Source organism: Amycolatopsis sp. NPDC114478, assembly GCF_055633805.1.
The window spans coordinates 129,295-153,438 of the sequence record NZ_JBVKDO010000019.1; the positions used below are offsets into that span (position 1 = coordinate 129,295).

15 protein-coding genes are annotated in these 24,144 nt (G+C 70.1%); 7 read left to right on the forward strand and 8 right to left on the reverse strand.

What is annotated here, in order from left to right; all coding sequences use genetic code 11:
* The first annotated feature begins 123 nt into the window (after positions 1–123).
* Together ACZ7OH_RS39385 and ACZ7OH_RS39390 are read left to right on the forward strand one after the other, a co-directional pair.
* Positions 124–1,995 carry an RICIN domain-containing protein gene (locus tag ACZ7OH_RS39385; RefSeq protein WP_470285561.1) on the forward strand — a complete coding sequence of 624 codons (1,872 nt, stop codon included), beginning with the start codon at positions 124–126 and terminating at the stop codon, positions 1,993–1,995.
* 65 nt (positions 1,996–2,060) lie between these two features.
* A complete protein-coding gene (locus tag ACZ7OH_RS39390) occupies positions 2,061–3,740 on the forward strand; it encodes a carbohydrate-binding protein (RefSeq protein WP_470285562.1) in 1,680 nt (559 codons plus the stop codon).
* Between the two features lie 13 nt (positions 3,741–3,753).
* On the opposite strand, the gene ACZ7OH_RS39395 is transcribed toward ACZ7OH_RS39390, so the two are convergent.
* Positions 3,754–4,818, reverse strand: a complete 1,065-nt coding sequence (locus ACZ7OH_RS39395) for a DmpA family aminopeptidase (RefSeq protein ID WP_470285563.1) — start codon at positions 4,816–4,818, stop codon at positions 3,754–3,756.
* The gene (locus ACZ7OH_RS39400; RefSeq protein WP_470285564.1) at positions 4,815–5,417 is read right to left on the reverse strand and encodes a TetR/AcrR family transcriptional regulator; all 603 of its coding nucleotides are present in this window, start codon (positions 5,415–5,417) and stop codon (positions 4,815–4,817) included. The genes ACZ7OH_RS39395 and ACZ7OH_RS39400 overlap by 4 nt, the downstream gene beginning before the upstream one ends.
* Positions 5,418–5,537: 120 nt before the next feature.
* On the opposite strand from ACZ7OH_RS39400, the gene ACZ7OH_RS39405 reads away from it, so the two are divergent.
* Positions 5,538–6,920, forward strand: a complete 1,383-nt coding sequence (locus tag ACZ7OH_RS39405) for an APC family permease (protein ID WP_470285565.1) — start codon at positions 5,538–5,540, stop codon at positions 6,918–6,920.
* 53 nt (positions 6,921–6,973) lie between these two features.
* Here ACZ7OH_RS39405 and ACZ7OH_RS39410 read toward each other — a convergent pair whose 3' ends face one another.
* Together ACZ7OH_RS39410 and ACZ7OH_RS39415 are read right to left on the reverse strand one after the other, a co-directional pair.
* Complete coding sequence (locus tag ACZ7OH_RS39410) at positions 6,974–7,534, reverse strand: snapalysin family zinc-dependent metalloprotease (RefSeq protein WP_400892636.1); 561 nt, start codon at positions 7,532–7,534, stop codon at positions 6,974–6,976.
* Positions 7,535–7,711: 177 nt separating this feature from the next.
* Positions 7,712–11,608 carry an nSTAND1 domain-containing NTPase gene (locus ACZ7OH_RS39415; protein ID WP_470285566.1) on the reverse strand — a complete coding sequence of 1,299 codons (3,897 nt, stop codon included), beginning with the start codon at positions 11,606–11,608 and terminating at the stop codon, positions 7,712–7,714.
* A gap of 468 nt (positions 11,609–12,076) precedes the next feature.
* Here ACZ7OH_RS39415 and ACZ7OH_RS39420 point away from each other — a divergent pair, with 468 nt between their 5' ends.
* Complete coding sequence (locus ACZ7OH_RS39420) at positions 12,077–16,867, forward strand: hypothetical protein (RefSeq protein WP_470285567.1); 4,791 nt, start codon at positions 12,077–12,079, stop codon at positions 16,865–16,867.
* Complete coding sequence (locus tag ACZ7OH_RS39425) at positions 16,868–18,535, forward strand: phosphotransferase (protein ID WP_470285568.1); 1,668 nt, start codon at positions 16,868–16,870, stop codon at positions 18,533–18,535.
* Here the strand turns inward: ACZ7OH_RS39425 and ACZ7OH_RS39430 are convergent.
* Positions 18,493–19,221 (reverse strand): nucleotidyl cyclase domain-containing protein, encoded by a 729-nt coding sequence (locus ACZ7OH_RS39430; protein WP_470285569.1) that lies wholly within the window; start codon positions 19,219–19,221, stop codon positions 18,493–18,495. The two genes, ACZ7OH_RS39425 and ACZ7OH_RS39430, sit on opposite strands and share 43 nt — an antisense overlap.
* Before the next feature lie 200 nt (positions 19,222–19,421).
* Here ACZ7OH_RS39430 and ACZ7OH_RS39435 point away from each other — a divergent pair, with 200 nt between their 5' ends.
* Positions 19,422–21,185, forward strand: a complete 1,764-nt coding sequence (locus ACZ7OH_RS39435; protein WP_470285570.1) for an alpha,alpha-trehalose-phosphate synthase (UDP-forming) — start codon at positions 19,422–19,424, stop codon at positions 21,183–21,185.
* Here ACZ7OH_RS39435 and ACZ7OH_RS39440 read toward each other — a convergent pair.
* The 3 genes from ACZ7OH_RS39440 to ACZ7OH_RS39450 form a co-directional block, all read right to left on the reverse strand.
* Complete coding sequence (locus ACZ7OH_RS39440; RefSeq protein ID WP_470285571.1) at positions 21,178–21,738, reverse strand: TetR/AcrR family transcriptional regulator; 561 nt, start codon at positions 21,736–21,738, stop codon at positions 21,178–21,180. The two genes, ACZ7OH_RS39435 and ACZ7OH_RS39440, sit on opposite strands and share 8 nt — an antisense overlap.
* 2 nt (positions 21,739–21,740) lie before the next feature.
* Complete coding sequence (locus ACZ7OH_RS39445) at positions 21,741–23,234, reverse strand: MFS transporter (RefSeq protein ID WP_470285572.1); 1,494 nt, start codon at positions 23,232–23,234, stop codon at positions 21,741–21,743.
* Between the two features lie 64 nt (positions 23,235–23,298).
* A complete protein-coding gene (locus tag ACZ7OH_RS39450; RefSeq protein ID WP_470285573.1) occupies positions 23,299–23,562 on the reverse strand; it encodes a hypothetical protein in 264 nt (87 codons plus the stop codon).
* Between the two features lie 230 nt (positions 23,563–23,792).
* On the opposite strand from ACZ7OH_RS39450, the gene ACZ7OH_RS39455 reads away from it, so the two are divergent.
* Entirely contained in the window at positions 23,793–24,023 is a 231-nt protein-coding gene (locus tag ACZ7OH_RS39455; RefSeq protein WP_470285599.1) for a hypothetical protein, read from the forward strand.
* Positions 24,024–24,144: the final 121 nt, after the last annotated feature.

Here is a 24,144-nt window from a genome sequence, read left to right on the forward strand (position 1 = left end):
ACCGCCCGCTGAGCGACTTTCCACCATCCGCCGGTTGACGCGGGAATCGCCGGAGGTCAACAATTCACCCGTAGCCCGGAATGTTAACGCTAACACTTTCGACGACGAAGTCGGAGCCCTGCCATGAAGCTGCGCCATGCGTTGTCCGTGCTCGTGCTGCTCGCCGGAACGCTCCTCGGTGCGGGGACCGCGAGCGCCGCGGAAGCCCCGGTCCCGGCCCCCGCGATGGGCTGGGCGTCCTGGAACTCCTTCGCCGCCAAGATCGACTATTCCGTCATCAAGGCCCAAGCCGACGCGCTGGTCTCGGCCGGCCTGAAGGACGCCGGGTACACCTACGTCAACATCGACGAAGGCTGGTGGCAGGGCACCCGCGACAGCGCCGGGAACATCACGGTGGACACCGCCGAGTGGCCCGGCGGCATGCAAGCGATCGCGGATTACCTGCACGGCAAGGGGTTGAAGGCCGGGATTTACACCGACGCCGGGCGCGACGGCTGCGGCTACTACTTCCCGACCGGGCGCCCCGCCGCGCCCGGGAGTGGCAGCGAAGGCCACTACCTGCAGGACATGCTGCAGTTCCAGCGCTGGGGCTTCGACTTCGTCAAGGTCGACTGGTGCGGCGGCGACGCCGAGGGCCTCGACCCGGCGAGCACCTACCGCGCGATCAGCGACGCCAACCGCGCCGCGACCGCGCAGACCGGCCGCGCGCTCGCACTGTCCATTTGCGACTGGGGCCGGAAGAACCCGTGGAACTGGGGCGCCGGGACGGCCCCGATGTGGCGCACCAGCACGGACATCATCTACTACGGCCAGAGCGCGACCCTCCCGCAGGCCCTGACCAACTTCGACCAGGCGCAGCACCCCGTGTCGCAGCACACCGGGTACGTCAACGACCCCGACATGCTCACCGTGGGCATGCCCGGGCTGACCGCCGCGCAAGGCCGGACGGAACTGGGCATGTGGGCGATCTCCGGCGCGCCGCTGCTGGCGGGCAACAACCTCGCGACGATGAGCGCGGAAACGGCGAGCATCCTGAAGAACCGGGAACTCATCGCCGTCGACCAGGATTCGCGTGGGCTGCAAGGGATGAAGGTCGCCGAGGACGCCGCGGGCCTGCAGGTGTACGGCAAAGTCCTGAGCGGCGCCGGGAAACGCGCGGTGCTGCTGCTCAACCGGACGTCCTCGGCGGCGACGATGACCGCGCGGTGGGCCGACCTCGGGCTGACGACGGCCTCGGCGAAGGTGCGGAACCTCTGGGCCGCCACGGACAACGGCAGCTACGCCACCGGCTACAGCGTGAGCGTCCCGGCGAACGATTCGGTCCTGTTGACCGTCCAGGGCACCGACGCCGCGTCCACGCACGGCACGACGATCACCGCGGCCGCCACGGGCCTGGCCGTCGCGACCTTCACCTACAGTGCGACGACCACGCAGACCCCGGCGCTCGCGGTGAACGGCCAGCAGCCGACCGTCGTCGCGTTCCCGGCGAACGGGGGAGCGGCCAAGACCGTCTCCGCGATCGTCTCCCTGGGCAAGGGAACGAACTCCTTGACGTTCTCGGGGACGTCGCCGCAGCTCACCGACGTCGCGATCCTGCCGCTGCCCGGCACCGACGGCGTCCAGGTGGCCGGCACGCAGTCGGGCCGCTGCCTCGACGTGAACGACAACAGCATCGCCAACGGCGTCCAGACCCAGCTGTGGGACTGCGCCGCGGGGCCCAACCAGACGTGGGCGCCGGTGCGTGGCCAGCTCGTCGTCAACGGCACCAAATGCCTGGACGCGTACAACAACGGCACGGCCAACGGCACCGCGGTCGTCATCTGGGACTGCAACGGCCAGCGCAACCAGCAGTGGACGTTGAACAGCAACGGCACCATCACCAACGCGCTGTCCGGGCTGTGCCTCGACGCGAGCGGCGCGGCCACCGCCAACGGCACGAAGATCATCCTCTGGGCCTGCGGCGGCGGGGCCAACCAGCAGTGGACCCGGCGGTGACCCCGCGGCCGCCGAACCGAGCCTCATCCCGTACTTCCCCGTCCCCGACACCGATCGAGGTCCCGATGTCCAGAACCCCCGTCCTGCTCAGTGCGATCGTCGTCCTGGCAGGCCTCACGGTCGCCCCGGCGGCGGCCGCCGGCCACACCCTGGTGGTGGACGCCGCGGCCGCGTTCCGGCCGGTGACGCACGCCGCCGCGGGCGGCCTCTACGCGCTGGCCGAGAACAGTCGGCCGGCCGACTCGACGTTGCTGCCCCTCAAGCTCAACACCCTCACCCAGCCGCCGCCGGGCGTCGGGCAGAAGCCCAACGGCCAGCCGCCCGGTGGCGACGCGCTGCTGGTCGCGCCGCAGGCCGACCGGGTCGGCGCCGCCCAGGTGATCCGGCTGCCGGACATCTACCCCGACTTCCCCTACAAGTGGGTGAGCTGGGACGACTGGCTCTCCAAAGTGGACACGATGGTCTCGAAGCGGCTGGCGGCCACGTCGGTGAGCAACGTCGCCGCGTGGGAGATCTGGAACGAGCCCGACGGCACGTGGAACACCGCCGCGGCGGGTGACTTCAACGCCGGGTGGGCGCGGACGGTCCAGCGGATCCGGACCCGTGACACGGTGACCCCGGTCGCCGGACCCGGCTACTCGAGCTGGAACACCGACCGGATGCGGGCGTTCCTGACCGCCGCGAAGAACACCAACACCGTGCCGGACATCGTTGTCTGGCACGAGCTGGGCCACAGCAGCGCGTCGATCGCGGCCGACGTCTCGGCGTACCGCGCGGTGGAGTCTTCGCTCGGCATCAGCGCGCGGCCGATCCTCATCAACGAGTACGCCTGGACCGACGAGGTCGACGTGCCCGGGCGCGTGGCGAACTACGTCGCCAAGCTGGAACGCGCCGGCGTGGCGGGCGCCGACCGGGCGTTCTGGTACGAGTACGGGACCGTCAACGGGCTGGTCGTCAACAACACACAGCCGACCGGGACGTGGTGGCTGTACAAGTGGTACGGCGACATGGCCGGCTCGATGGTGACCACGACGCCACCGGCGCAGACCGGGCTCGACGGGTTCGCTTCCTACGACGCCACCCGCAACCGCGTCGACGTCGTCTTCGGCGACGAGGCCGGGACCAACTCGGTGCGGGTGACCGGGATCAGCGGCACGGTCCGCGTCACCCTGGAGTCGACGCCGTCGTCGGGCCGGTTCACCGCCGTGACCGCGCCGACCGCGATTTCGACGTCGACCTACACCGTCTCGAATGGACAGATCACCGTGCCGGTGCCGAACATGTCCGCGACGAGCGCCTACCACCTGGTGGTCGAGCCGGCGAGCGGCGTGCCCGCGTACCAGCAGCGGTACGAGGCGGAGAACGCGTCGGTCTTCCGCGCGCAACGGCTGTCGAGCACGACCGCGTCCAACGGTGGTTACGTCGGCCGCATCGACAACTCCGGCGACTCCCGCGACGACAGTTACGTCGACTTCGTCGTGAACGTGCCGAGCGCGCGGGCCTACACGATGACCATCGGCTACGCGAACGGCACCGGCGCGACGTCCACCCAGGGCCTGGCGTACAACGGCGGCGCCTGGTCCACGGTGAGCTATCCGCCTACCGCCGGCTGGGGCCGCTTCGGCACGGTCTCCACGTCGGTCAGCCTCCACGCGGGCTACAACGTGATCCGGCTGGCCAAGGGCGCGCCGTTCTTCGCCGGCGGCACCGGTTACGCCGAACTCGACTACCTCCAGCTGAACTGAACCAGCGGCCGGGTCACCCGAGCCAGTGCGAGAGTGGCAGCCCGGGCACCCGGCGGCCGCGGTGGCCGGTCGTCTCGCGACCGGCCACCAGCGCGTTGAGCACCGCCTCCTCGACGGCCTGCACGACCGCCTCGAAGAACGGGTCGATCCGGCCCCACGGCACGAACCGCAGCGTTTCGTACTCGGCTTCGGCCGTGCGCGGGAACGTGCTGGTCAGCGCGCCCGGGTTCGCCGTGCTGAACGCGAGGAACAGGTCGCCGGAGAAGTGCGAGCCCGTCGTGCCGGTGCGGGCCAGGCCGAGCGGGACGCGGCGGGCGAGCGCCGTGCACTGGCCCGGCAGCAGGGGCGCGTCCGTCCCGACGACGACGATCACCGAGCCCGCGCCGGCCGGTGCGGCCGCCCACTCTTCCATCGGGTTGTCCGCCGTCAGCGCGAGCCCGGCCGGCGAGCCCGCGACGGTGAGTTCGCGCCGGCTGCCGAAGTTGGCCTGCACCAGCACGCCCACCGTGTACTCGTCCGCGCCGTGGGCGACGGTCCGGGACGCCGTGCCGGTGCCGCCCTTGAAGCCGTAGCAGGTCATCCCGGTGCCGCCGCCGACCGAGCCCTCCGCGATGGCACCCGGGCGGGCCGCGTCGATCGCCGCGACCGCCTGTCCACTGTGGATGGTCGGGGCGTTGATGTCGTTGAGGTAGCCGTCCCACGTCTCGGCGACCACCGGGAGCAGCCACTCCGCCGCGACGTCCGGCCGCTCGCGCGCCACCCAGTCGATGACGCCGCGGTGGCACGGCCCGACGGCGTGGGTGTTGGTGATCAGCACGGGCAGGGTGAGCGACCCGGTCTCGGCGAGCCACGCCGTGCCGGTCATCTCGCCGTTGCCGTTGAGGGAAGACGTCCCGGCCGCGCACGGGACGGCGAAGCCTTCGCGGCCGCGGGGGAGGACCGCGGTGACGCCGGTACGCACGGATTCGCCCTCGACCAGCGTCGTGTAGCCGACTTCGACGCCGGGGACGTCGGTGAGCGCGTTGTGCGTGCCGGGCCGGCCGGGCAGCGCGATGCCCAGGTCGCGGGCGCGGGTCATCGGAGGTCCTCCAAGGTACAGGCCGTTTCGGCGTAGGACAGCAGCATCGCTTCGGCGGTGGCCCGCTCCAGCGTCGGCACGGCCTGGGTGAGGTGCAGGCCGTAGCCGTCTTCGAGGGCGACGAGGTTCCGCGCGATCGCGACCGCGTCGGCGGTCAGGGTGAACTCGCCGGTCGCGGCACCGGCCTCGAGGATCCCGGTGTAGATCCGCACCTGCCGCTCGTACAGCGCGACGTGCCGGGCGGCGTACGCGGGGTCGCGGCGGGCGATCGTGCCGAGCTCGTAGAGCAGGACGCACAGTTCGTCGTCCGGTCCGCTCGGCAGGCCGCCGCGGATCGTGGCGAGCAGCCGGTCCCGCGGAGTCCCGTGCCGGGCGGACTCCTCCCGTTGGGTGCAGAAGCGTTCGACGGCTTCGTGCTGCACCTCCTGCAGGAGGTCGGTGAGGGTGGGGAAGTAGTAGAGCACCGAGCCCGAGGAGAGGCCGGCGCCGTCGGCGATGTCCCGCAGCCGGAGGTTGAGGACCCCGCGTTCGACGACGGCGCGGCGCGCCACCGCGATCAGCTCGGCCCGCCGCTCGGGGGCCCTGCTCGGTCGTGCCATGCGGGTCATTCTTCGAAGGATCTTCGAAAAAAGCAAGCTCTTGACTTGTTGCTGGTGAGCGCCTTTGATGCGTGGTCACCTGGTTGTTCGAAGGAGCTTCAAAGAACTGGAGGCCCGCTCGTGACCACCCCCGCCCTCCGCCGCGGCCTGCGCACGCTCGGCACCCTGCTCATCACGCTCTCGGCGATCAGCCCCGCGTCGTCGGTGTTCATCATCGCGCCGGGGGTGCTCACCGGCGCCGGCACCGGCGCGTTCCTCAGCTTCGCGGCCGCGGCGGTCGTCGGGGTGTTCATGGCGTTCGTCTACGCGGAGCTCGCGTCGGCGTTCCCGCTGGCCGGCGGCGAATACGCGATCGTCGCGCGCACGCTCGGCCGGCTGCCCGGGTTCGCCGTGCTGGGCCTGATGATCATCACGCAGGTGCTCATCGTCGCGGTGATCGCGCTCGGCGTCGGCACCTACCTGAGCGTGCTGTGGCCGGGCCTGCCCGGGCCGGCGGTCGCCGCGGCGACGTGCGTGCTGGCCGCCGTGGTCGGCGTGTTCGACATCAAGCTGAACGCGTGGGTGACCGGCGTCTTCCTCGCCATCGAGATCCTCGCGCTGGTGGTGGTGAGCGCGCTCGGGTTCCTGCACCCGGCCCGGCCGTTCACCGACCTGATCGCGCACCCGGTCGCCGCGGACGGCGGCCCGGCGACCGTCGGCGCCATCGCGATCGCGATGGCCGTGGCGATGTTCGCCTACAACGGCTACGGCTCGGCGGTCTACTTCGGCGAGGAGACGCAGGACGCGCCGCGCGGCATCGCCCGGGCGATCCTGCTGGCGCTGGCGATCACCGTGGTCGCCGAGCTCGTCCCGGTGACGGCGGTCCTGCTGGGCGCCCCGGACCTCGGGCAGCTGTTCGGCGCGGACAACATGCTGTCGGCGTTCATCTCCGCCCGCGGCGGCGGCACCCTCGACACGGTGATCAGCCTCGCGGTGGCGCTCGCGATCGTCAACGCGGTGCTGGCGATCGTGCTGATCAGCTCCCGCCTGGTGTTCAGCAGCGGCCGCGACCGCGCCTGGCCGGGCGCGATCAACCGAGCGCTGTCGGCGGTCCACCCGCGTTTCGGCACCCCGTGGCTGGCGACGATCGGCACGGGCATCGTGGCGGCGCTGTTGTGCTACGTCGACCCGAAGCTGCTGCTGGTGGTGACGAGCACCTCGATCGTGGCGGTGTACGCGGCCCTTTGCCTGGGAGCGCTCAACGGCCGCCGCACGGGCACGACGGCACACGCGCGCTACCGGATGCCGTGGTTCCCGGTCGCCCCGATCCTGGCGCTGGCGGTGCTGGTGTTCGTGGTGTACCAGAACCTGCTGGACCCGGCCGTCGGCCGGCCGAGCTTGATCGTGACGGCGGGGATAGTCGTGCTGGCGGCGGTGTATTACGGCGTGGTGCTGCGCCGCCGCGGGGGCTGGCAGCTCGCGGAGGACGTCGTCGACGAGGACGAGCGTCGCCGCGTGAAGTAGTCGCGAAGCGGCCCCGGGGACGATCGTCCCCGGGGCCGCTCACCGGCGGTGGATCAGAAGCCGTAGATCGTTTCGTAGACCCGTTGCTGGTTCGTCGCCACGAGGCCGTTGGCCCACAGCGAGTTCACGCGGCTGCGCTCGGCCGCGTTCGGCACCGCGTTGGTGCACGACGGGCCGGGGCCGCCACCCGACATCAGCTCCGAGCACGGGCCCGAGTAGTGGTCCGGCAGCCCGAGGGCGTGGCCGGTCTCGTGCGCCGCGATGCGGGTCGGGTTGTACTGGCGGGCCTGGGTGTAGTCGATGAAGATGGTGCCGCTGCCGTGCCCGTTGGTCGAGGCGTAGGAGCCGCGCGGGTCGTTGCCCTCCGTGTAGCGCAGGCTCGCGCCGGAGTTGCGCTCGACCAGCCTGACGTTGGTGACGCTGTTGTTCCAGTTGGCGGCACCCGCGTTGATCACCGACCGGAACGACGGCGCGCTGGCGGTGCTGTAGTAGACCGTCGTGACGGCGGCTTCCTGCTGGGTGGAGGCCGGCGCGGCGGACGCGGTGCCCGCGGCGATCGGCGTCACGGCCAGGGCCAGCGCGACGGCGCCGGCCAGAGCGAACTTCCTCGACATCGGAAGACTCCTCGTGGGGGGACGGGGATTTGCCGGATTTGCGCGCGCTGTCGAGAATTTACCGGCTGTCAGCCAGCCCCGGAGCCGACTTCCGTAGGGCGCTGCCAGTGGTGATTTACCAACACTATTCGCGGGTTGACAAAGCCTCGCTGACATGACCAGGGCCGGCTTCCGGGGTCAACACTGCGGTTCGTAAGGTCGATCCGGCACATAACGGCTCCACTCGGCATCGGTGATCCGCTGGCCCACGGCGGCGCAGATTCGGGTGGCTGCGCGGGCCGGGTCGGTCTCCCACATCCGGATCGCCTTCTCCGCGGTTCCGGCGGTGAGGGTGTGCCCGTCCGGGGCGAACTCGACCACGAACACGGAGTCCTGCGCGGCAGTCAGGGTCGCCAGCCACCGCGGCGCGTCCGGAGTGGTCACGTCCCAGGTCCAGACTGTGTGGTCGTACCCGCCCGCCGCCAACGTCTTGCCGTCAGGACTGAAAGCCACCGAGTACACGTAGTTGGTCGCGCCCACCAAGGGATTGCCGAGTGTGCGGGGTGCGTGCGGATCAGCGAGGTCCCACAGGCGGACGGTCTTGTCCGCGCTGCCCGCCGCGACGACTTTTCCCTTCGGGGCGAATACGACGGAGTGGACGTAGCTGTCGAAGCCGGTGAGCGGCGGAAGCGGCTGCGGCGCCCGAGGACGGCTGATGTCCCAGAGCCAGATCTTTCCGTCGAGGCTGCCGGCCGCCAGAAGGGTGTCGTCGTCGCTGAATGAGAGGGAGTAGACGCTGTTGCCCGGCCCGCGCAGGGTCGTCACCAAGGTGGCCGATCGCTGGTCGTTTACGTCCCACACGGTGACGGTCCGTTCATCGGTGCCGACCGCCAGCAGCCGGCCGTTCCGGCTGAACTCCACGGTTTCGACCAAGCTGCCGGCGGCGTGCAGGGGCGGGCCAAGCGCCCGGGGAACGTCGGGATCGGAAACGTCGAAGAGAACGACGTAACCGTTGTCGAGCCCGGTCGCGGCGGTCCGGCCGTCGGGACTGACGGCCACCGACCCGGAGAAGTTGTCGCCGGGGTGGGAGTTCACCAGGGGCATCCCGCGTCGCACCGGTCGCGCCGGGTCCGTCGTGTCCCACAGTTCCGTCGTGTTCGGCAGGAGGCCCGCGCTGGTGATCAGGGTGTCGTGGTTGCCCGCGTACTCCAGGGAGAAAACGCTGTTCGCGCGGTTCCCGATCCGCTGCCCGGGCACCGGCCAGAGTCGGGTGACGCCGTCGGCCGCCACGGTCGCGAGCACTGCGCCGTCGTCGAGGAACTCGACGCCGGTGACCGGTCCGGGGTGCGGCAGCGACACGATCACCCGGCCCGTGGTCCGGTCCCAGATGCGAACCGAACTGTCGGAGCTGCCTGCCGCGAGTGTGATCCCATCCGGGGCGAAGGCGATTCCGTTGACCCGGCCGGTCGCTCCGGCCAACGGAGGGGCGGGCACCGGGCGGTGGATGTCCGCGAGATCCCACGTATAAACGTTCTTGTCGGCGCTCCCGGCGGCAAGTGTGCGGCCGTCCTCGGAGAAAGCGATGCTCAGCACCTTGCTGGTCGCCCCGCCGAGTGCGGGCCCCAACGGTACCGGTCGGGTCGGCGTGGCGACATCCCAGAGCCGGACAGTGCGATCCGCGCCGCCCGCGGCCAGTGTATGGCCATCCGCGGCAAAACCTACCGCCTGGACGAAGCCGGCGAAGTCCGTCAACGTGGCCAGCAGGGCGGGCCGGGTCCGATCCACGGTCGAGAACAAACGCACGGTTTCGTCCGCCGATCCGATCGCCAGCAGCGTGCCGGCGGGGTTGAAAGCGGCCGAGTAGATCGTGTTGCCGAACCCGGTGAGCGGATCGCCGAGCGGCACCGGATTCGACGGTGTCGTGACGTCCCACAGCCGCACCCGGCGATCGCCTCCCCCGGTGGCGAGGACATCGCCGGGCTGCGAGAAGGTGAGCGTGAAGATCGTGTCGTCCGCCGCCGGGAACGGCGGGCCCGCGCGGACGGGCAGTTCGCCGGGGTTACGAGTCCACAACTGGACTTGCCGTCCGGTGCCGGCGGTCGCGAGGAGAGTACCGTCCGGCTTCGCGGCTACAGCCTGCAGAACCTGCAAGGGGCCGAGCAGCCGCATGGCCAGTGGACTGGCCGAAGCATCGAGGAGACTCGCCCTCGCCTGCGGGGTCGGCGAGATGCGGTATGCCTCCAAGCTCAACTGCGCGGCCAGGGAAATGTCGCTCGTCCGGAACCGATCTGCCTGTGCGGCGAGTTCCCTGGACTGGCTCAGGTCGCGTTGCCGAGCGCTCGCCGCCGACTGTGTGACGGCGTAGCTGACCATCGCGCTCGCCAACAGGACGCAGACCGCGATGATCGAGATGAGCCCGCGCCGGACCCGCCGTCTCGTGCGCAGGTCGCGCTGCTCGATGCGGTGACGATCGTTGGAGGCGAGGAGGAAATCGCGCTCGGCGGCGTTCAGCAAGGCGTCGTGCCCCGGCTGCTCAGCCCACTCGTTCGCCGCTGCGAGCAGACCGCCGCGGTACAGCAGGTCGTCGTCTTCGCGGGATTCCTGCCACGTCCGCGCGGCCAAGCCGAGACGTCGGTGCAGGGCGTGACCGGCGCGGTCGTCGTCGAGCCAGGTCCGGAGTCGTGGCCACGCCAGGATCAGGGCTTCGTGGGCGATCTCGACGCCGTCCTCCGCGATGGTCAGCAGCCGTCCGTTCACGAACCGGTCCAGCACTTCGGTCGACACGTCGTCCACCGAACGGTCCTCGATCTCCGCCGCGGGGACCCGGCGGCGGGTGTCCGGAAGCGCATCACCGGTGTGGACCAACCGGAGGAAGATGCTGCGCGCCCGCGTCTGCCCGGCCGGCCCCAGCTCCTCGTGGATGGTTTCCGCCGTTTGCGCGACGGCTCGCCGGATGCCCCCGCACTCCTTGTACCCGGCCACCGTCAGCCGGCCGTTCTCCCGGCGTTCCCAGGTCATGCGGAGAGCGTGGGCCAGCAGGGGCAGTGCTCCGGGATCGCACGCCGCGGTCGAGCCCGCCGGCGCCAATTCCCGCAGGATGAGGTCGACCAGACCGGGTTCGAGCGAGAGCCTGGCCTTCTTGGCGGGTCCGGCGATGACGTCGGTGAGTTCGCCCCGCGACATCGGAGCGATCACCACCTGGCCGTCGTTGAGCGCCGCGGCGAGCATCGGGTCGCCGGTCGCCTGGGGGAAGAAGTCGGCGCGCATGCCCAGCACGACGACGGTCGGCGCGGCTCCGCTGGCGAGCCCGTCGGCGAGGTAGCCGATCGCGTGCAGGAAGGTCTGCCGCTCGGCTTCATCGGTTTCCGCGCTGAACACTTCCTCGAACTGGTCGATGATCAGAACTGCGCCTCCCCGGCCCTCGGCGTCCAGGCGTTCGCGCAGAGCGGGGTGCAGAAGATGCCGGGAAAGCTCCGCGGGATCGGCTGCGACTTGCCGGGAAACCTCCGCTGCGTCGATCCCGAGCAGGCCGGCGAGCCGTGCACAAGGTTTCTGCCCGGGCGTCATGAACAGGACAAGACGATCACCTTCACCGGCACGGGAGAGCGCCGGCGTCACCCCGGCCTTGAGCACCGACGACTTGCCCACGCCGGACGAGCCGACGACGAACAGGGGACGCCCGCGGGAGGGACGGTTGCGGATCCGGCTCAGGATCAAGTCCGTGATACGAGTTCGTCCGAAGAACCAGTCGGTGTCCTGTTCGTCGAACGCTTCCAGGCCCCGGTACGGGACCGGGCCGCCGGCCGGCTCCGGACCGGGGCGTCGGCGGATCCGTTCAATCGCGTCGAACCATTCATCGTGCGCCTTTGCGTCGTGTATCCCTAATACTTTCAGGAGTTCGGCGAACCCCGAGCCGCCGCCGCGCTGGGGCAGAGTGCGACCTCGAACGTAGCCGTGGAGCGTCGTGACCGGGATCCCGGCCTTGCGGGCGGCCTCGCGCAAGCTCAAGCGTGCTCGCAGGCAGAGAGCCTCGAGTGCCTGGCCGAATTCCTCGCGGGAGTTGATCCTTTTCGGGTCGATCTCGGGATCAGGCACGAGTCATTCCTCCCTTCGGTTCCGATGGAATCGCTCCTGAACTGCTGTGACGCGATTATTCCGGGACGGGTGTGGCAAGCGGCCTTGGACCTTCGTCCGAACGGCCGAACGGCGAAGTCCTCTGCCGTGTACGAGAACGTACGAGACTCTGTTCCCCCGGCCGCGGTTCTTGTTCGGAGCTGTTCGAGGATTCGACGCGGAGTTCCCGAGGGGATGGCGTTCGCGCTTGACTGGAGGGAGGAAGCCGCGACCGCGATTCGGTGTCGCGATCGGGTTGTGGCATGGGCGCGCCTCCGAAATCCGGTGTTCTCCACGGAAGCGCACGGCGGGTCCGTGGTCAAGGACAGGCTTTGGACAATTGTGCACACGGTGGAAGTGGAGCGTCGATTTGGTGATCGAATGGGGCTCTGTGTGGTCATCCGATGATTGTTCGTCACCTGTCGAATGGTGCGGCGGAGGGCTCCGGAAATGATCGTCTACCGGTTGCCCGGTCTCCTCACCGTCGAGGCCTGGGAAAACACTCTGAGCGGTGACGGCAGTCCCTTCACCGGTGCTGAGGGCTGGCGCCCGGAGGTCGCCGAGGAGGGGTTCCGGCTCGACTTCGCGTCGGTGGAGTTCGTCCACTTCGAGACGCTGGCGCGCGCGTTGGTCCTCCTGGACGCCGCCGCTCGCGACGGCGTCCGAGCTTCCGTGGTGCTGCCCACCGGGCACCTGCCGGTCGCCGAGGCCGGGGAACCCGGCGAGTCGGCCGACGCAGATGCCGCGTTCGAGCCGATCGAGCGGCGTGTCGCTCGGCAGGCCAGGGCCCGAGAGGACGCGAGGGCGTTCATGCGGGACGTCGGGTTCCTCGAAGCCCTGCGCGCGCCCCACTGGGTGGAGGGGGCCGTGCGAGTCGACGAAACCGCGGCACCCCGGCTCAGCCAACCGGGGCCGGAGGCGATGCCGGGCGCGGTGACGACAGCCATCGACGAAGCGAAACTGCTTCGCAGGCGGAGGATCCTCCCGTTCCGTTGGGTGCCTGTCGACACCCACGGCGCCGTGCCCGCGGACGTCTTCCCGGAGACGCAGAGACGGTTCAAGGACATGGGACTCTCCCGGTCGGACGCGCGAGCGATCACCCTCGCGGTCGTTTCGGGTCTCGTCGAGAACGTCGGCCGGCACGCCGCGGCCGGCTCGCCAAATACGCACGCGCTGATCGCGGCGGTGCTGGTCGACGACGACCTCTACGTCGGCCGCCGCCGCACCCTTCCCCGCTTCGCGCGGGACTTGGCCGATGCACTGGAGAGCGGTGGAACCGGCGGCCAGGTGCTGCAGCTCGTCGTTGCGGATTCGGGCATCGGCCTGCTCCGGCGGCTGTCCCTCGACCGGGATCCGGCGATGCGGTCGGTGCCGACCCGTGACCTGGTGCTGCAAGCCTTCGAGCGGAACATCACGGGGAAGGGCCCGGGCGAGCGGAGCGGCGCGGTGGGGCTCTGGCGGGTCGCCCGGTTGGTGGGCAGCTACCACGGCAGTGTCGTGACGCGCTCGGCCGACGCGGCGATCGGGAAGGTCTACGCCGGCAACTCGGTCGGGGACTTCGACGAGCCGCAGCCGACGTGGGCGCCGGGCACGGTCGTCGAGGTCACCCTGGTCATCCGCGATTACCTCACGCGGGCGTTGTCGGTGCAATGGGAGTGGCGGTCCAGCGCCCACTCCGACACCCGCTGGGAAGTCATTCCCTGCGAGTTCGACCCCGTCCACGGCATCGGGGACTCCGATCGCGCGCGGCTGGACGAGGCGGCGCTGCTGGCTCAGGAAGGGAGGCGCTCGGCGGGCGTGGTCGCGACCATCGCGATCCGACTGCAGGACCACGCGCTTTCCGACGCGGCGGTGCAGACCGCGTTGTCGCGTGCCCTGCACGTGGCCAGCCTGACCCCGCACCAAGCTACGGTCGTCCTGGTCTTCCCGAACGCCGATCCGCGGCTCCTTGATCTCCTCGTCGCCGGGCTGAACGCCGACGAGCAGCGGGAGTGGGAGCTCACGCAGTGGAGCCGCACACCGAACCCGATCCTGGTGCTCGGGGCGTCCGGCGCGCCCCTGTGGTGCGGCGGCTCGATGTGCCTGCGTGCCGTGCTGGAGAGACTGACCGCGGCCGGTGGCGCGTTGCCGGTGGACGACGTGGTCCGATTGTGGGCGAAGGTGGGCAGGGCGGCCGACGAGCTGTGGCCGACTCTCGCCGGACACCCGCACCTGGTCACCGTCACCGAGTCGGAGGTGATCCTGCATGTGTCGGCGGGTGACGCGGTGCGCGCTCTCGGCGAGTACGTGCGCGACGCCCTCGCCGAAGCGATCGACCGGAACGGACCCGGTGTGATGTCCGGGCTGTTCCGGACGCCGATGCTCCGCCTGGCCAACCGGTGGATCGACGTCGACTGCCTGGTGAGCGGCACGGTCGGCCTGGACCTCGTGACCTTCCTCCTGGCGCGAGCGGTCGAAGAGGCGTCGCTGGCGGGGCAGGGACACGACGGTTCCCTCGTGGTGGCCCGTGCTTCGACGACACCCGCGCCGTTGGCGGCTCAGCTGAGTGAATGCCTGTACCGCGATGGGCGGTACTACGACCTCCCCGGTGAGCTGGACCTGGATGGCATGCCCGTCAGTGAGCAGGTGCCCCGGCGGGCGAACGTCGTCATCTGCGCCGACATGCTGTCCACGGAGAACACCGCTCGCCGCGCGGCGGCCGCGCTCGTCGGCACCAGTGCCGTTCCCGTCGCGGTGGTCAGCGTGGTTGACGCGCGGACGCATTCCGGCCCTATCCGGATGTTCAACCGCGACATCGTGGTGCTCTCCCTGGTGACCGTGGACATCGCGGTACCACCGCAGCCCGGAGCCGTACCGGTCGACATCAACCCGATCCACCGGCGGCCGGTGGCTCCCGACGAGGTGCTCACGCCGGCGCGGACCCCGATCACGGAGGAAACCTTGCTCGGCTGGTGCGCGAAGGACGACGATTCCTTGCGGCTCGGGCACGTCGAGAGCGTTCCGCGCGCTCGTCACTTCAGCGCCTATCCCCAGCTCGACCACCTCCTGTTCGGCAAAGGGGTGAGCGACGAGGTGCGTGCCGCGATCCGCCGCAGCGTGGACGACGTGAGGTGGCAGTGGGACGCCGACGGCCCGCAGACCGCCGACCGGCTGAACCGGTGCCGGATCTGGCATCCGGACGGCGCTATGGATTACGCGGCCAAGCTCGCCCAGCTGGTGCGGAGGGTGCTCGTCGAGGACGGGGTGACGGTCGCCGACGTGTCGGCGATCCCGCGGGCGGTCGCCGGGAACCGGTGGACGTTCCCGGCCAGCCTGCCCGCCCCACCGGAGCTGGGCACCGTGGTCGTCGTCGACTGGGGTGCGCTGAGCGCGAAGTCGATCCACCAGATGATGCGTCTCGCGGCCGAAGCGGGAGCGTCCGCGATCCTGGCGCTCGTCCTGCTCGACCAACTGGCCGACCAGGAGTCGGACGTGCTGCGGGCCCTCAGTGCGCTGCGGGCCCGGCGGAGCGGCCGGGCCGGGCCCGCGGTGCCCGCCGAGGTGCGCTTCCTGGCGACGAGCAGTCTCGGCAGGCCAGCGGTTCCGGACTGCTCCCTGTGCGAAACCCGGAACCTCTACGAGGAGTACGCGGAGTCGGCTCCGCGAGCCCTGCGGCGCCATGCGAAACGGCTCCGGGAACGAACCCGGCTTCGGACGCGGACCGAAATCTTCGGCGAGGTGCCGGTCGACGTCTTCAAGGTACCGATCCGGGCCGAAGACATGGCCGACTACCTCCGCTGGCGGGGCCTGTTGCTCCGGGCACTCGAAGACACCTCCGCGCGGCAGGAGGTGCTCGACCGGATCGGGGGGCTCGACGACGTCGGCCCCGAAGCCGAGCCCCGCACCGAATGGACCAGGGACAGCCTCCTGCGGCTGGCCGCGGCCGAGCAGAACTGGCTGAAGCTGCCACCCTTGCGTTTCGCCGCCGCGAGGTCGCGGCTGGCGGCGATCTGCGAGACCGCGTTGCGGCGATCGCAGACCGGCCACGCCTGGTTCCGGACCCAGGCCGTCATGGTGATGGCAGCCGCCAAGCCGGAGACCTTCGTCGAGTTCCTGCCGAGGCTTCTCGCCCGTGCCGTCGCCATCGACGAGCGGGAGCTCAGCGACCAGCTCTTCCTCGAGTGCCACCGCCTGCTCCGCCGGCCGTTGGAGGACATGCCGATCGACCACGCCGCCATGCGGTCGGCCCTGATCCGGTGCCGCGACCGGCTCGAGGGCCTGCTCGGCCCGGGCGACACCGAGGTGGTCCGGAAGTCGTTCGGGGTGGTCAAGGAGCTGCTCGCCGTGGTCGACGCGAAAGCCTGGCCCCGCCCGCGGAGTCCCCAGCACGGCTGGTGGCTTCTGCACGAAGAGCTCAGCAGGCACGTGCAGGACCACCGGATGGAGGCCGCACTGCTCCGGGTACGGGACTTCGTGGAAGACCTCGTCTTCGCCCAGCCGCCGCCCTCGCGCGGCAGAGAGGCGTTGTCCGATTGGGAGCAGTGCAGCACGCAGCTCTGCCAGCGCGCCCTGGCGAATATGACCGTCCTGACCGACACCATCGCCGGTGACTACGTGTCCGATCGCGTCGGGCGGCGCGACCAGCGACGATTGCTGGCCGCGATCGCCGATCCCGACTTCCCCGTACTTCGGCAGGTCCACGACCGGCTGGAGGACATGATCGACCGCCCGTGGACCCCCGATGACCCGGCCTGGCTCCGGGGACACCGCGAACTGCTGGCCCGGCTCCGCTGGTGGCACCGGATGTTCACGGCGACCCACCTCGACACCGGCCGCACCGCGGTGTTCGTGGAGCTCGTGGAATCCGCGCCGGTCACCCCCGGCCCGCGCGTCGACCGAGTCGTGCAGACGGCGGGAATGGAATTCTCCACGCTCGACCGGGAAATCGGGGACCGGACGGAGGTCTTCTGCCCGGCGCCGCTGCTCGAAGAGGTCGTGACGCACACCATCGCGAACATCCGGCAACACGGGAGGAAGACCGCGGCTCCGGTGGTGCGCGTCGAATACAGCCTGCTTGAAGAGAAACGGCTGCTGCTGGTTGTCCGGAACACGGCCACCCGCACGAGTACCCATCCCGGGCACGGCCTTCGAACGCTCAACGACAAGCTCCGCCCGTTCGGCGGTTCGATCACCGGGACGCCGCTCGAGGGCGAGTGGGCGTTCGCGACGCAAATCGGCTTGTCCGTCTGGCAGGGAGCCTGAATGGAACACGTCATCCGTGGCCTGATGGTCGACGACATCGAGAAGAACCGGAACTCGGTCAGCCTCCGGCTGAACCAGCAGCTCAAAGCCAAGGGCTGGTCGGTCGCCTGGACCATGGTCGGGGATCCGAACGAAGCGTACCGGCTGCTCGCCGAAGAGCCGCCGTTCGACCTGTGCGTGATCGATCTGCTCTTCGACCGGGAGGACTTCGACGACGACGAGCCGAGGGGACTGGAGCTGGTCGCGCGTGCTCTCGAGGTCGCTCCGCGCGCCTACGTCTTCGTCATCAGCGCCGGCGACCGGAACCGGCGGGATCTGTTTTCCAAAGCCGAGGAGCTGGGAGCGCACAAGGTCCTGCGCCGAGGGGAGTTCAGCACCGAGACGACGAGCACCAGCCCGGCGGCGGTGGCCGCAGCGATCCGCAACCACCTGCTCGGCAACGGCAGCGTCATCGAGGTTCAGGTGCGTGCCGACCGCACCGATCCGGCTGTCCAGGCCCTCCTGTTCGACGTCAAGGAGGCGACACTGACCCAGTTGCACCGGCTCGTACTGGAGGCCACCGACGACGTCGCTGACACCGTCGAGGTCAAGTGCCTCGTGCCCGGTGCGTCCGGCGCGAGCGTGTGCAGCACGACCGCGCGGGTACGGCGAGGGCCGACCGTGCACCACGTGCTCAAAGTCAGCCGGGCCGCCGAGAACCTCGTCCGCGAGACCCGCGGAGCACTGCACGCGCGCCAGCTGCTGCCGCAGCGGTTCGTCGTCCCCATCCAGCCGGAACGGCCGGTGGGCCCGGTGAACGGCTGGTGCGCGACGGGCGCGCACCTCGACCGGGACGCGGTGCCGCTGCACCGGTGGCTCGGTACCGGACCGGCGCCGGAACTCGTCCGGGATCTCTTCGACCTGCTGTTCTCCGACTGTCTGGGCGGGTTGTACGAAACGACAGGGGAGGACCGCGACGGCAGCGCACCTTCGCTGTTCACCCTCCCGTATTACAAGCAGTGCCTCGTGCTGCGTGCGCTCGAGGAGCTCGCGCCCCTGCTGACTCATCCCAGAGGCGGCCGGCTCAAGGATGCGTCCACCGTCCTCGCCAACGTCGGAGCGTTCGTCACCGAACGACGGCTGCCCAGCACACAGGAACGGAACTTGCCCCAGCGAAGCCGTGTATGCATGGGCCACGGCGACCTCCATGGCGGTAACGTCCTGGTCTACCCGGGGCGCCACCCGTCGCCTGCGCTGATCGACTTCAGCGAATTCGGCAAAATGCACTGGGCGGTCGATCCGGCTCGGCTCGCGATCGACCTCTTGATGTACGGGATCGACGCAGGGCCCGAATCCGCTTTCTTCGAAGGAATTCCGGTGTGGCGGAAGCTCGCGGCCGCCGTCGGCGTACTGTCCGGCGATCTGCGGGCTGTTTCCTCGGATCTGTCGACGACCGCGTGCCTGGGCGGCCTCGGCTGGCTCACCGTCCAGCTTCGCCAAATCTGTCCTGAACTGCGCGACGACGGGGCCTTTCGGCGAAACCGTTGGGAATGGCATCTCGCTTTGGCCAGTCAGCTGCTGCGGGTGAGCTATCACCGTGACATGCCTCCTCCGAAGCGGGTAGCCGGTCTGGTTGCGGCGCACGATCAGCTGATAGCCGCCGCAACCGCGGTACCCGAGCGGGAGTGACGACCGCGAAGTGCCGTGATTGAGAGGTGGTCCTCGCGGACCGGGGTGTGGATCCAAGCGCGCGTCACGACTTCCTTGACGGCCAAACGGACGTCCGTGTACTGGCTCGCTTCGACCCCGCGGTGCCAGTGCCGCACGACCGCCCGATGGATCGCGTCCGAAAGAGCGACGACCAGGACCGCGCGCGGCCGGCGGATGAGTTCGTCGCGGAGAAGCGCGGAATCGACCAGCCGACAGGCCAGATTGAGGTCGGCTCCGAGCCAACCGTGCGGGCCACGGACCACCTCGCCCGCATGCACTGCGATCCGGACTCGGATGCGTCGGTCCGCTTCCACCCGTGAATTGTGGTCGTGCAAACGAGCGCTCAGTTGGGGGATGAGCGGATGGACCAGCACTGCCTTGGAGACGGTTGCGGGAACGAACACGATCACGCCGTCGCCGCGGTCTTCGAACACCAGCCGGGACAGGGGCAAGCCTGACGTGCGACAGGCCGCGCGCACGACTTCGTCCAGGCTCGTGCGGACGTGTACCTGAGCGAGGTCTGTCCGCCGTCCGAAGCCGGCCACATCGATGACGATGATCGACCGGTGCTGCGGATCCGCGTGCCGCTGACGCCGCGGACCTCGAGCTCGGGCTGGTAACACCGAGGGCGCCGCGAACCGGATCTGGTGGAATCGGAATTTCACGGGAGCCTGCCCTTCACCGAGGTCATTGCCGGATCGATCGTCATACTCGTGGAGCCGTATTCCACGAGTAGCGGGCCGAACTCCACCAGGTTCGACGAACGTGGACGGCGATGAACGCGCTCTGTACTCCGTTCCCGCGAAAGCGCTGGTGATCAGTTGACCGTTTCTGACAGGCTTGAACGCCGACGCAAGGAGATGTCGTGGCGCTGAAGCGTGAACCGACACCGGCAGGGGCGATCACCGAGCTGTTCGATCGCCTGCACGATCTGCACCTCGACGCCGGCGAGCCGGGGGTCCGGCAGATCGCCACGGGGATCGGTCGTGGTGTCGTGAGCTACACGACCGTCCACAATGTGTTCCGCGGTCCGAAGGTGCCAAAGTGGGGGCATCTGGAGCTCATCGTCGACCAGCTCGGAGGCAATCCCGAGACGTTTCGCGTCCTGTGGCGCGCTGCGCGACTCGCGGAACTCGCCTCGCCTGGTCCCGAACCCATTGCCGGACAGGGTCCGGCAATGGGTTCGGCGGGTGGGGATGCCCCGCAGTTCGAGGCGGTCCCGGTCGTGGCGAAGGACCCCGTGACACCTTTCAATTTCGTCCTGGTGACGAACCGGGTACCGGTGCACGCGCACAATGATGGCGGGCCTGCCGGGACGAGGAGCGCCCACAGCGCCGGCTTGGACCAGGTGTTTCGCGACCTCGTCATCCGGCGTCGCGGCGTGTGGGTGGGGTGGTCGCGGGATGAGACAGCTACGGATGGTCTCGACGAGACGAGTGGACCGCCGCTCATGTCGGTGGCCTTGACCGAGCGGGAGGTCGAATGGCACTCCGAAGGGCAGTGCAACTCGACCTTGTGGCCGCTTTACCACGACGCGATCGAACGTCCCGAATTTCGCCGGGACTGGCGGGATGCCTACCGCGTGGTCAACGAGCGTTACGCCGACGCAGTGGTTCGCGTCGCTGCACCCCGGGCCGTGGTCTGGATTCACGACTACCAGCTCCAGCTGGTACCCGCGCTGGTGCGAGAGCGACGACCTGACCTGCGGATCGGGTTCTTCCTGCACATTCCGCTGCCACCGGCTGAACTGTTCGCTCAGCTGCCCGGGCGTGACGAAGTGCTGCGCGGATTGCTCGGCGCCGATGTCGTCGGCTTCCAACTCCCGCGGAGCGCCGGAAACTTCCTGCAGCTCTGTCGGGATGTTCTCGGCCTGCCGACATCCGACGGCGCCGTCGAGTCGGGGGGACGTAACGTCGTCGTCGGTGCCTATCCCGTCTCTATCGACGTGGCGGCGATCGAGCGGCTCGTCGGCCAGTCCCGGATCAGGCGACGAGCACAGCAGATCCGGGCTGAACTCGGCAACCCCGAGGTTCTTGTCGCCGGGATCGACCGGCTTGACTACACGAAGGGCATCGAGCAGCGTCTCCTGGCCTACGGGGCGATTCTCAACGACCTGCGATCCACGGCGAACCCACCGGCCTTCATCCAGGTCGCGCCCCTGAGCAGGGAACGGGTCGCCCGGTACGCGAGCCTCCGCGAACGCGTCGACCGGCTCGCCGGCCATTTGAACGGCAGCTACGGCCGGATGGGAAGCCCGGCGGTCCGGTACACGAACAGCGCCCTCGACTTCCACGAGCTGGTGTCGCTCTACCGCGCCGCCGACGTGATGGTCGCGACGCCGTTCCGCGACGGCATGAACCTGGTGGCGAAGGAGTACGTCGCGAGCCGAGTCGACGACCGAGGTGTGCTCGTCCTGAGCGAGTTCGCCGGGGCGGCCACGGAGCTGGGTGAGGCCATCCTGGTCAACCCGAACGACACCGACGAGCTGAAGGACGCGATCCTACGCGCGATTGCGATGGGACCGGCCGAGCAGGCGCGGCGCATGAAGGCGATGAGGGAACGGCTGCGAGCACACGACAGCGAGGCTTGGATCACGTCCTTCATGATCGACCTCGACCGAGTCACTTGACCGGTCTGGTCAGATCCAGCAGCTGCTGTTCGAGCTCGCGCGCGGCGGTGACGTCGATGCCCGCGCCCCACAGGGGGGCCGTGCTCGCGCCGTCCGCCGCCGCGATCACCAGGGTGACCACCGGGCCCGGGAGGCCGTCGGCGCGCAGGTCGCGGTCCCAGCGCTCGGCGTCCGCGCGCGCCAGCTCGGCGATCTCCGGGATCGAGATCAGCTGGGCGATCAAGGCGATGTTCTCGCGGATCGCGACCTCGTCGTACGACGTGTCCAGCGACGCCCGGACGTACGCGCGGGTCAGCCGGCCCGGCGCGGTGTCGGCCGGGTCCAGCGCCGCGTCGACCTCGGCGCGGAAGCTGTCCAGCAGGTCCTGCGCCAGGGTGCGGACGAGCGCGTCCTTGGCGGGGAAGTGGTAAAGCAGCCCGCCTTTCGACACCCCGGCCGCCCTCGCGATCTCGTCGAGCGACGCGGCGATCCCGCGCGTGCGGATGACCGTCCCGGCCGCGTCCAGCAGCGCCCGGCGCGTTTCTTCCGGGCCGCGCCCGGCTTTGCGAGGCATGCTCAGTCCTTTCCGGACGGAATGGTACGCCAGGCGATCACCGCGGCGACGGCGGTGACCGCGGCGGCCGCGAGCGAAGTCACCTGCATGGCACCGGTGAACGCCTCGCGCGCGGCGTGCGCCAGCTCCGACGACGGATCGAGCGTGTTCGCCGCGGCCGCGAGGGAATCGCGGACCTCGGCCGGGATCGGGCCGATGGGCAGGAAAGCGCGGTAGACCACGGTGACGAGCGACCCCAGGATCGCGATGCCCAGTGCCGCACCGAGTTCGTACGCGGTCTCGGAGATCGCCGACGCCGACCCGGCCTTGTCCCGCGGCACCGCCGAGAGCACCGAGTCGACGGTGAGCGTCAGCGCGAGCCCGACCCCGAGCCCGACCGGGACGAGCGTCAGGCCGAGCCACCAGTACTGCGGCATCCGTTCGGCGACGGCGACGAGCGCCAGGCCCAGCGCGGCGACGGCCAGGGCCGCGGCGACGGCGCGTCCCCGCCCGAGCCGGCCGACGACCACGCCGACCGCGGCCACGACGACGATCGACGCGAGCGTCGCCGGCATCTCCGCGAAGCCGGCTTGCAACGGCGAGAAGCCGCGGACGAGCTGCAGGTACTGGGAGAAGAAGAACAGCAAGCCCATCAACGCGAAGACCGCGATGAAGCTGGCGAGAACCGCGCCGCTGAAGGCCCCGTTGCGGAACAGGGTGACGTCGATCAGCGGGTCGGCCGCGCGCTTTTGCCGGCGCACGAACAGGACCCCGGCGCCGATCCCGACGACCGCCGCGACGGCGACCTGTGCGTCGACCCCCGCGCTGACGGCGTGCTTGACCGCGTAGACCAGCGGGACGATCGCGGCCATCGACAGGGCGGCCGAGAGCACGTCGAAGCGGCCGGGGTTCGGGTCGCGCGACTCCGGCAGCAGGAACGCGCCGGCGATCAGGAAGGCGATGACGATCGGCACGTTGATCAGGAACACCGAGCCCCACCAGAAGTGCTCGAGCAGCGACCCGCCGACGAGCGGGCCCAGCGCGATGCCGCCGCCGGACCCGGCCGACCAGATCGCGACGGCGCGGGTGCGCTCGCGCGGGTCGGTGAACAGGGTGCGGATGAGCGACAGCGTCGACGGCATGATCGTCGCGCCCGCGACGCCGAGCAGCAGCCGCGCGATGACGAGCACGCCGGCGGTGGGGGAGAAGGCCGCCAGCGCGGAGGCCAGCCCGAACGCCGCGGTGCCGAGGAGCAGCACTTTCTTGCGGCCGAAGCGGTCGGCCAGGTTGCCGGCCGTGACGAGCAGGCCGGCGAGCGCGAGCGAGTAGACGTCGCCGATCCAGAGGATCTCGACGGCGCTCGGCGCGAGTTCGCGGGTGAGCGACGGGACGGCGAGGTAGAGGACCGTGCCGTCGACGGCGAGGAGGAGGACCGCGCCGACCAGTACGCCCAGCGCGGCCCACCGGCGGCGGGGGCTGAGGACGTGGTGTTCCGAGGTCGGCATGGTGGTGGTCATGCCGGATACTATACCGTCTGGACGGTACAGTAAGGCGGTGAAGTCGATCACCGGCTCGGGTGGCTCAGTTGCCGCGCGGGTCTTCGCTCAGTTCTTCGGCGAGGATGAGGTCGACGCGCACGGCGGCGTGCCCCAGGACCCGCCGCGCGGCGGCGAGCGCGGTCAAGGCGACGAGCACGCCGGTCCCGGCGAGCAGCCCGCCGACGGTGTCACCGGGGATGACGGCGGCGACGGAGGCGGCGAGCAGCATGGGCGGCCACCACCGGGCGGGGAGGGCGTGCCGCGGCCGCCGGACGACGGGCCGGGTGCGGTGCCGGTGCATCGCCATGGGTCGCCTCCGTCCGCCGCCGGGTGGGGTTATGCATCATGACTGACCGGCTCGTCCGGGTTACCGGGTATTCGCGGTCCGTACACGATCGCCCGGATTATCCGCCGAATGGCGTAATGTTCGTCTGCTGAGGGTGGTGGGCTTGCTTCGTGACGTCACCACATCGGGGCTCGAAGTCTGGTCGATCAAGTGTTAGCCGGCGGCGATTACGATGGAGGACGGAGGTGGCCGTGACAGCGGAAGAGCTGATGGTCGAGTTCGCTTTGACGCGCTTGGACCACCCGGACCTGGACCTCGAGGACCTGGCGGCGCTGGTCGTGCGGCGGGGCGGGCCGGAGCGGGTGCTGGAGTTCGCGGCGGAGAACCTGGCGGAGCGGGGGGAGTTGCGAGGAGCCCCGTTCCCGACGGCGGTCGAGCACGTGCTGCGGGTGGTGCTCACCCTGCAGGGACCTTCGGACTGACTCACTGGGTAGTCCACCGCGCCCGGTGGCGCGGGTGGGAGCCGGCCTGCGCGGCCTGCAGGGGCGAACTCACTGGACAGTTCATCGCGCCTCGCGGCGGGCGGGCGTGAGCCGGCCGTTC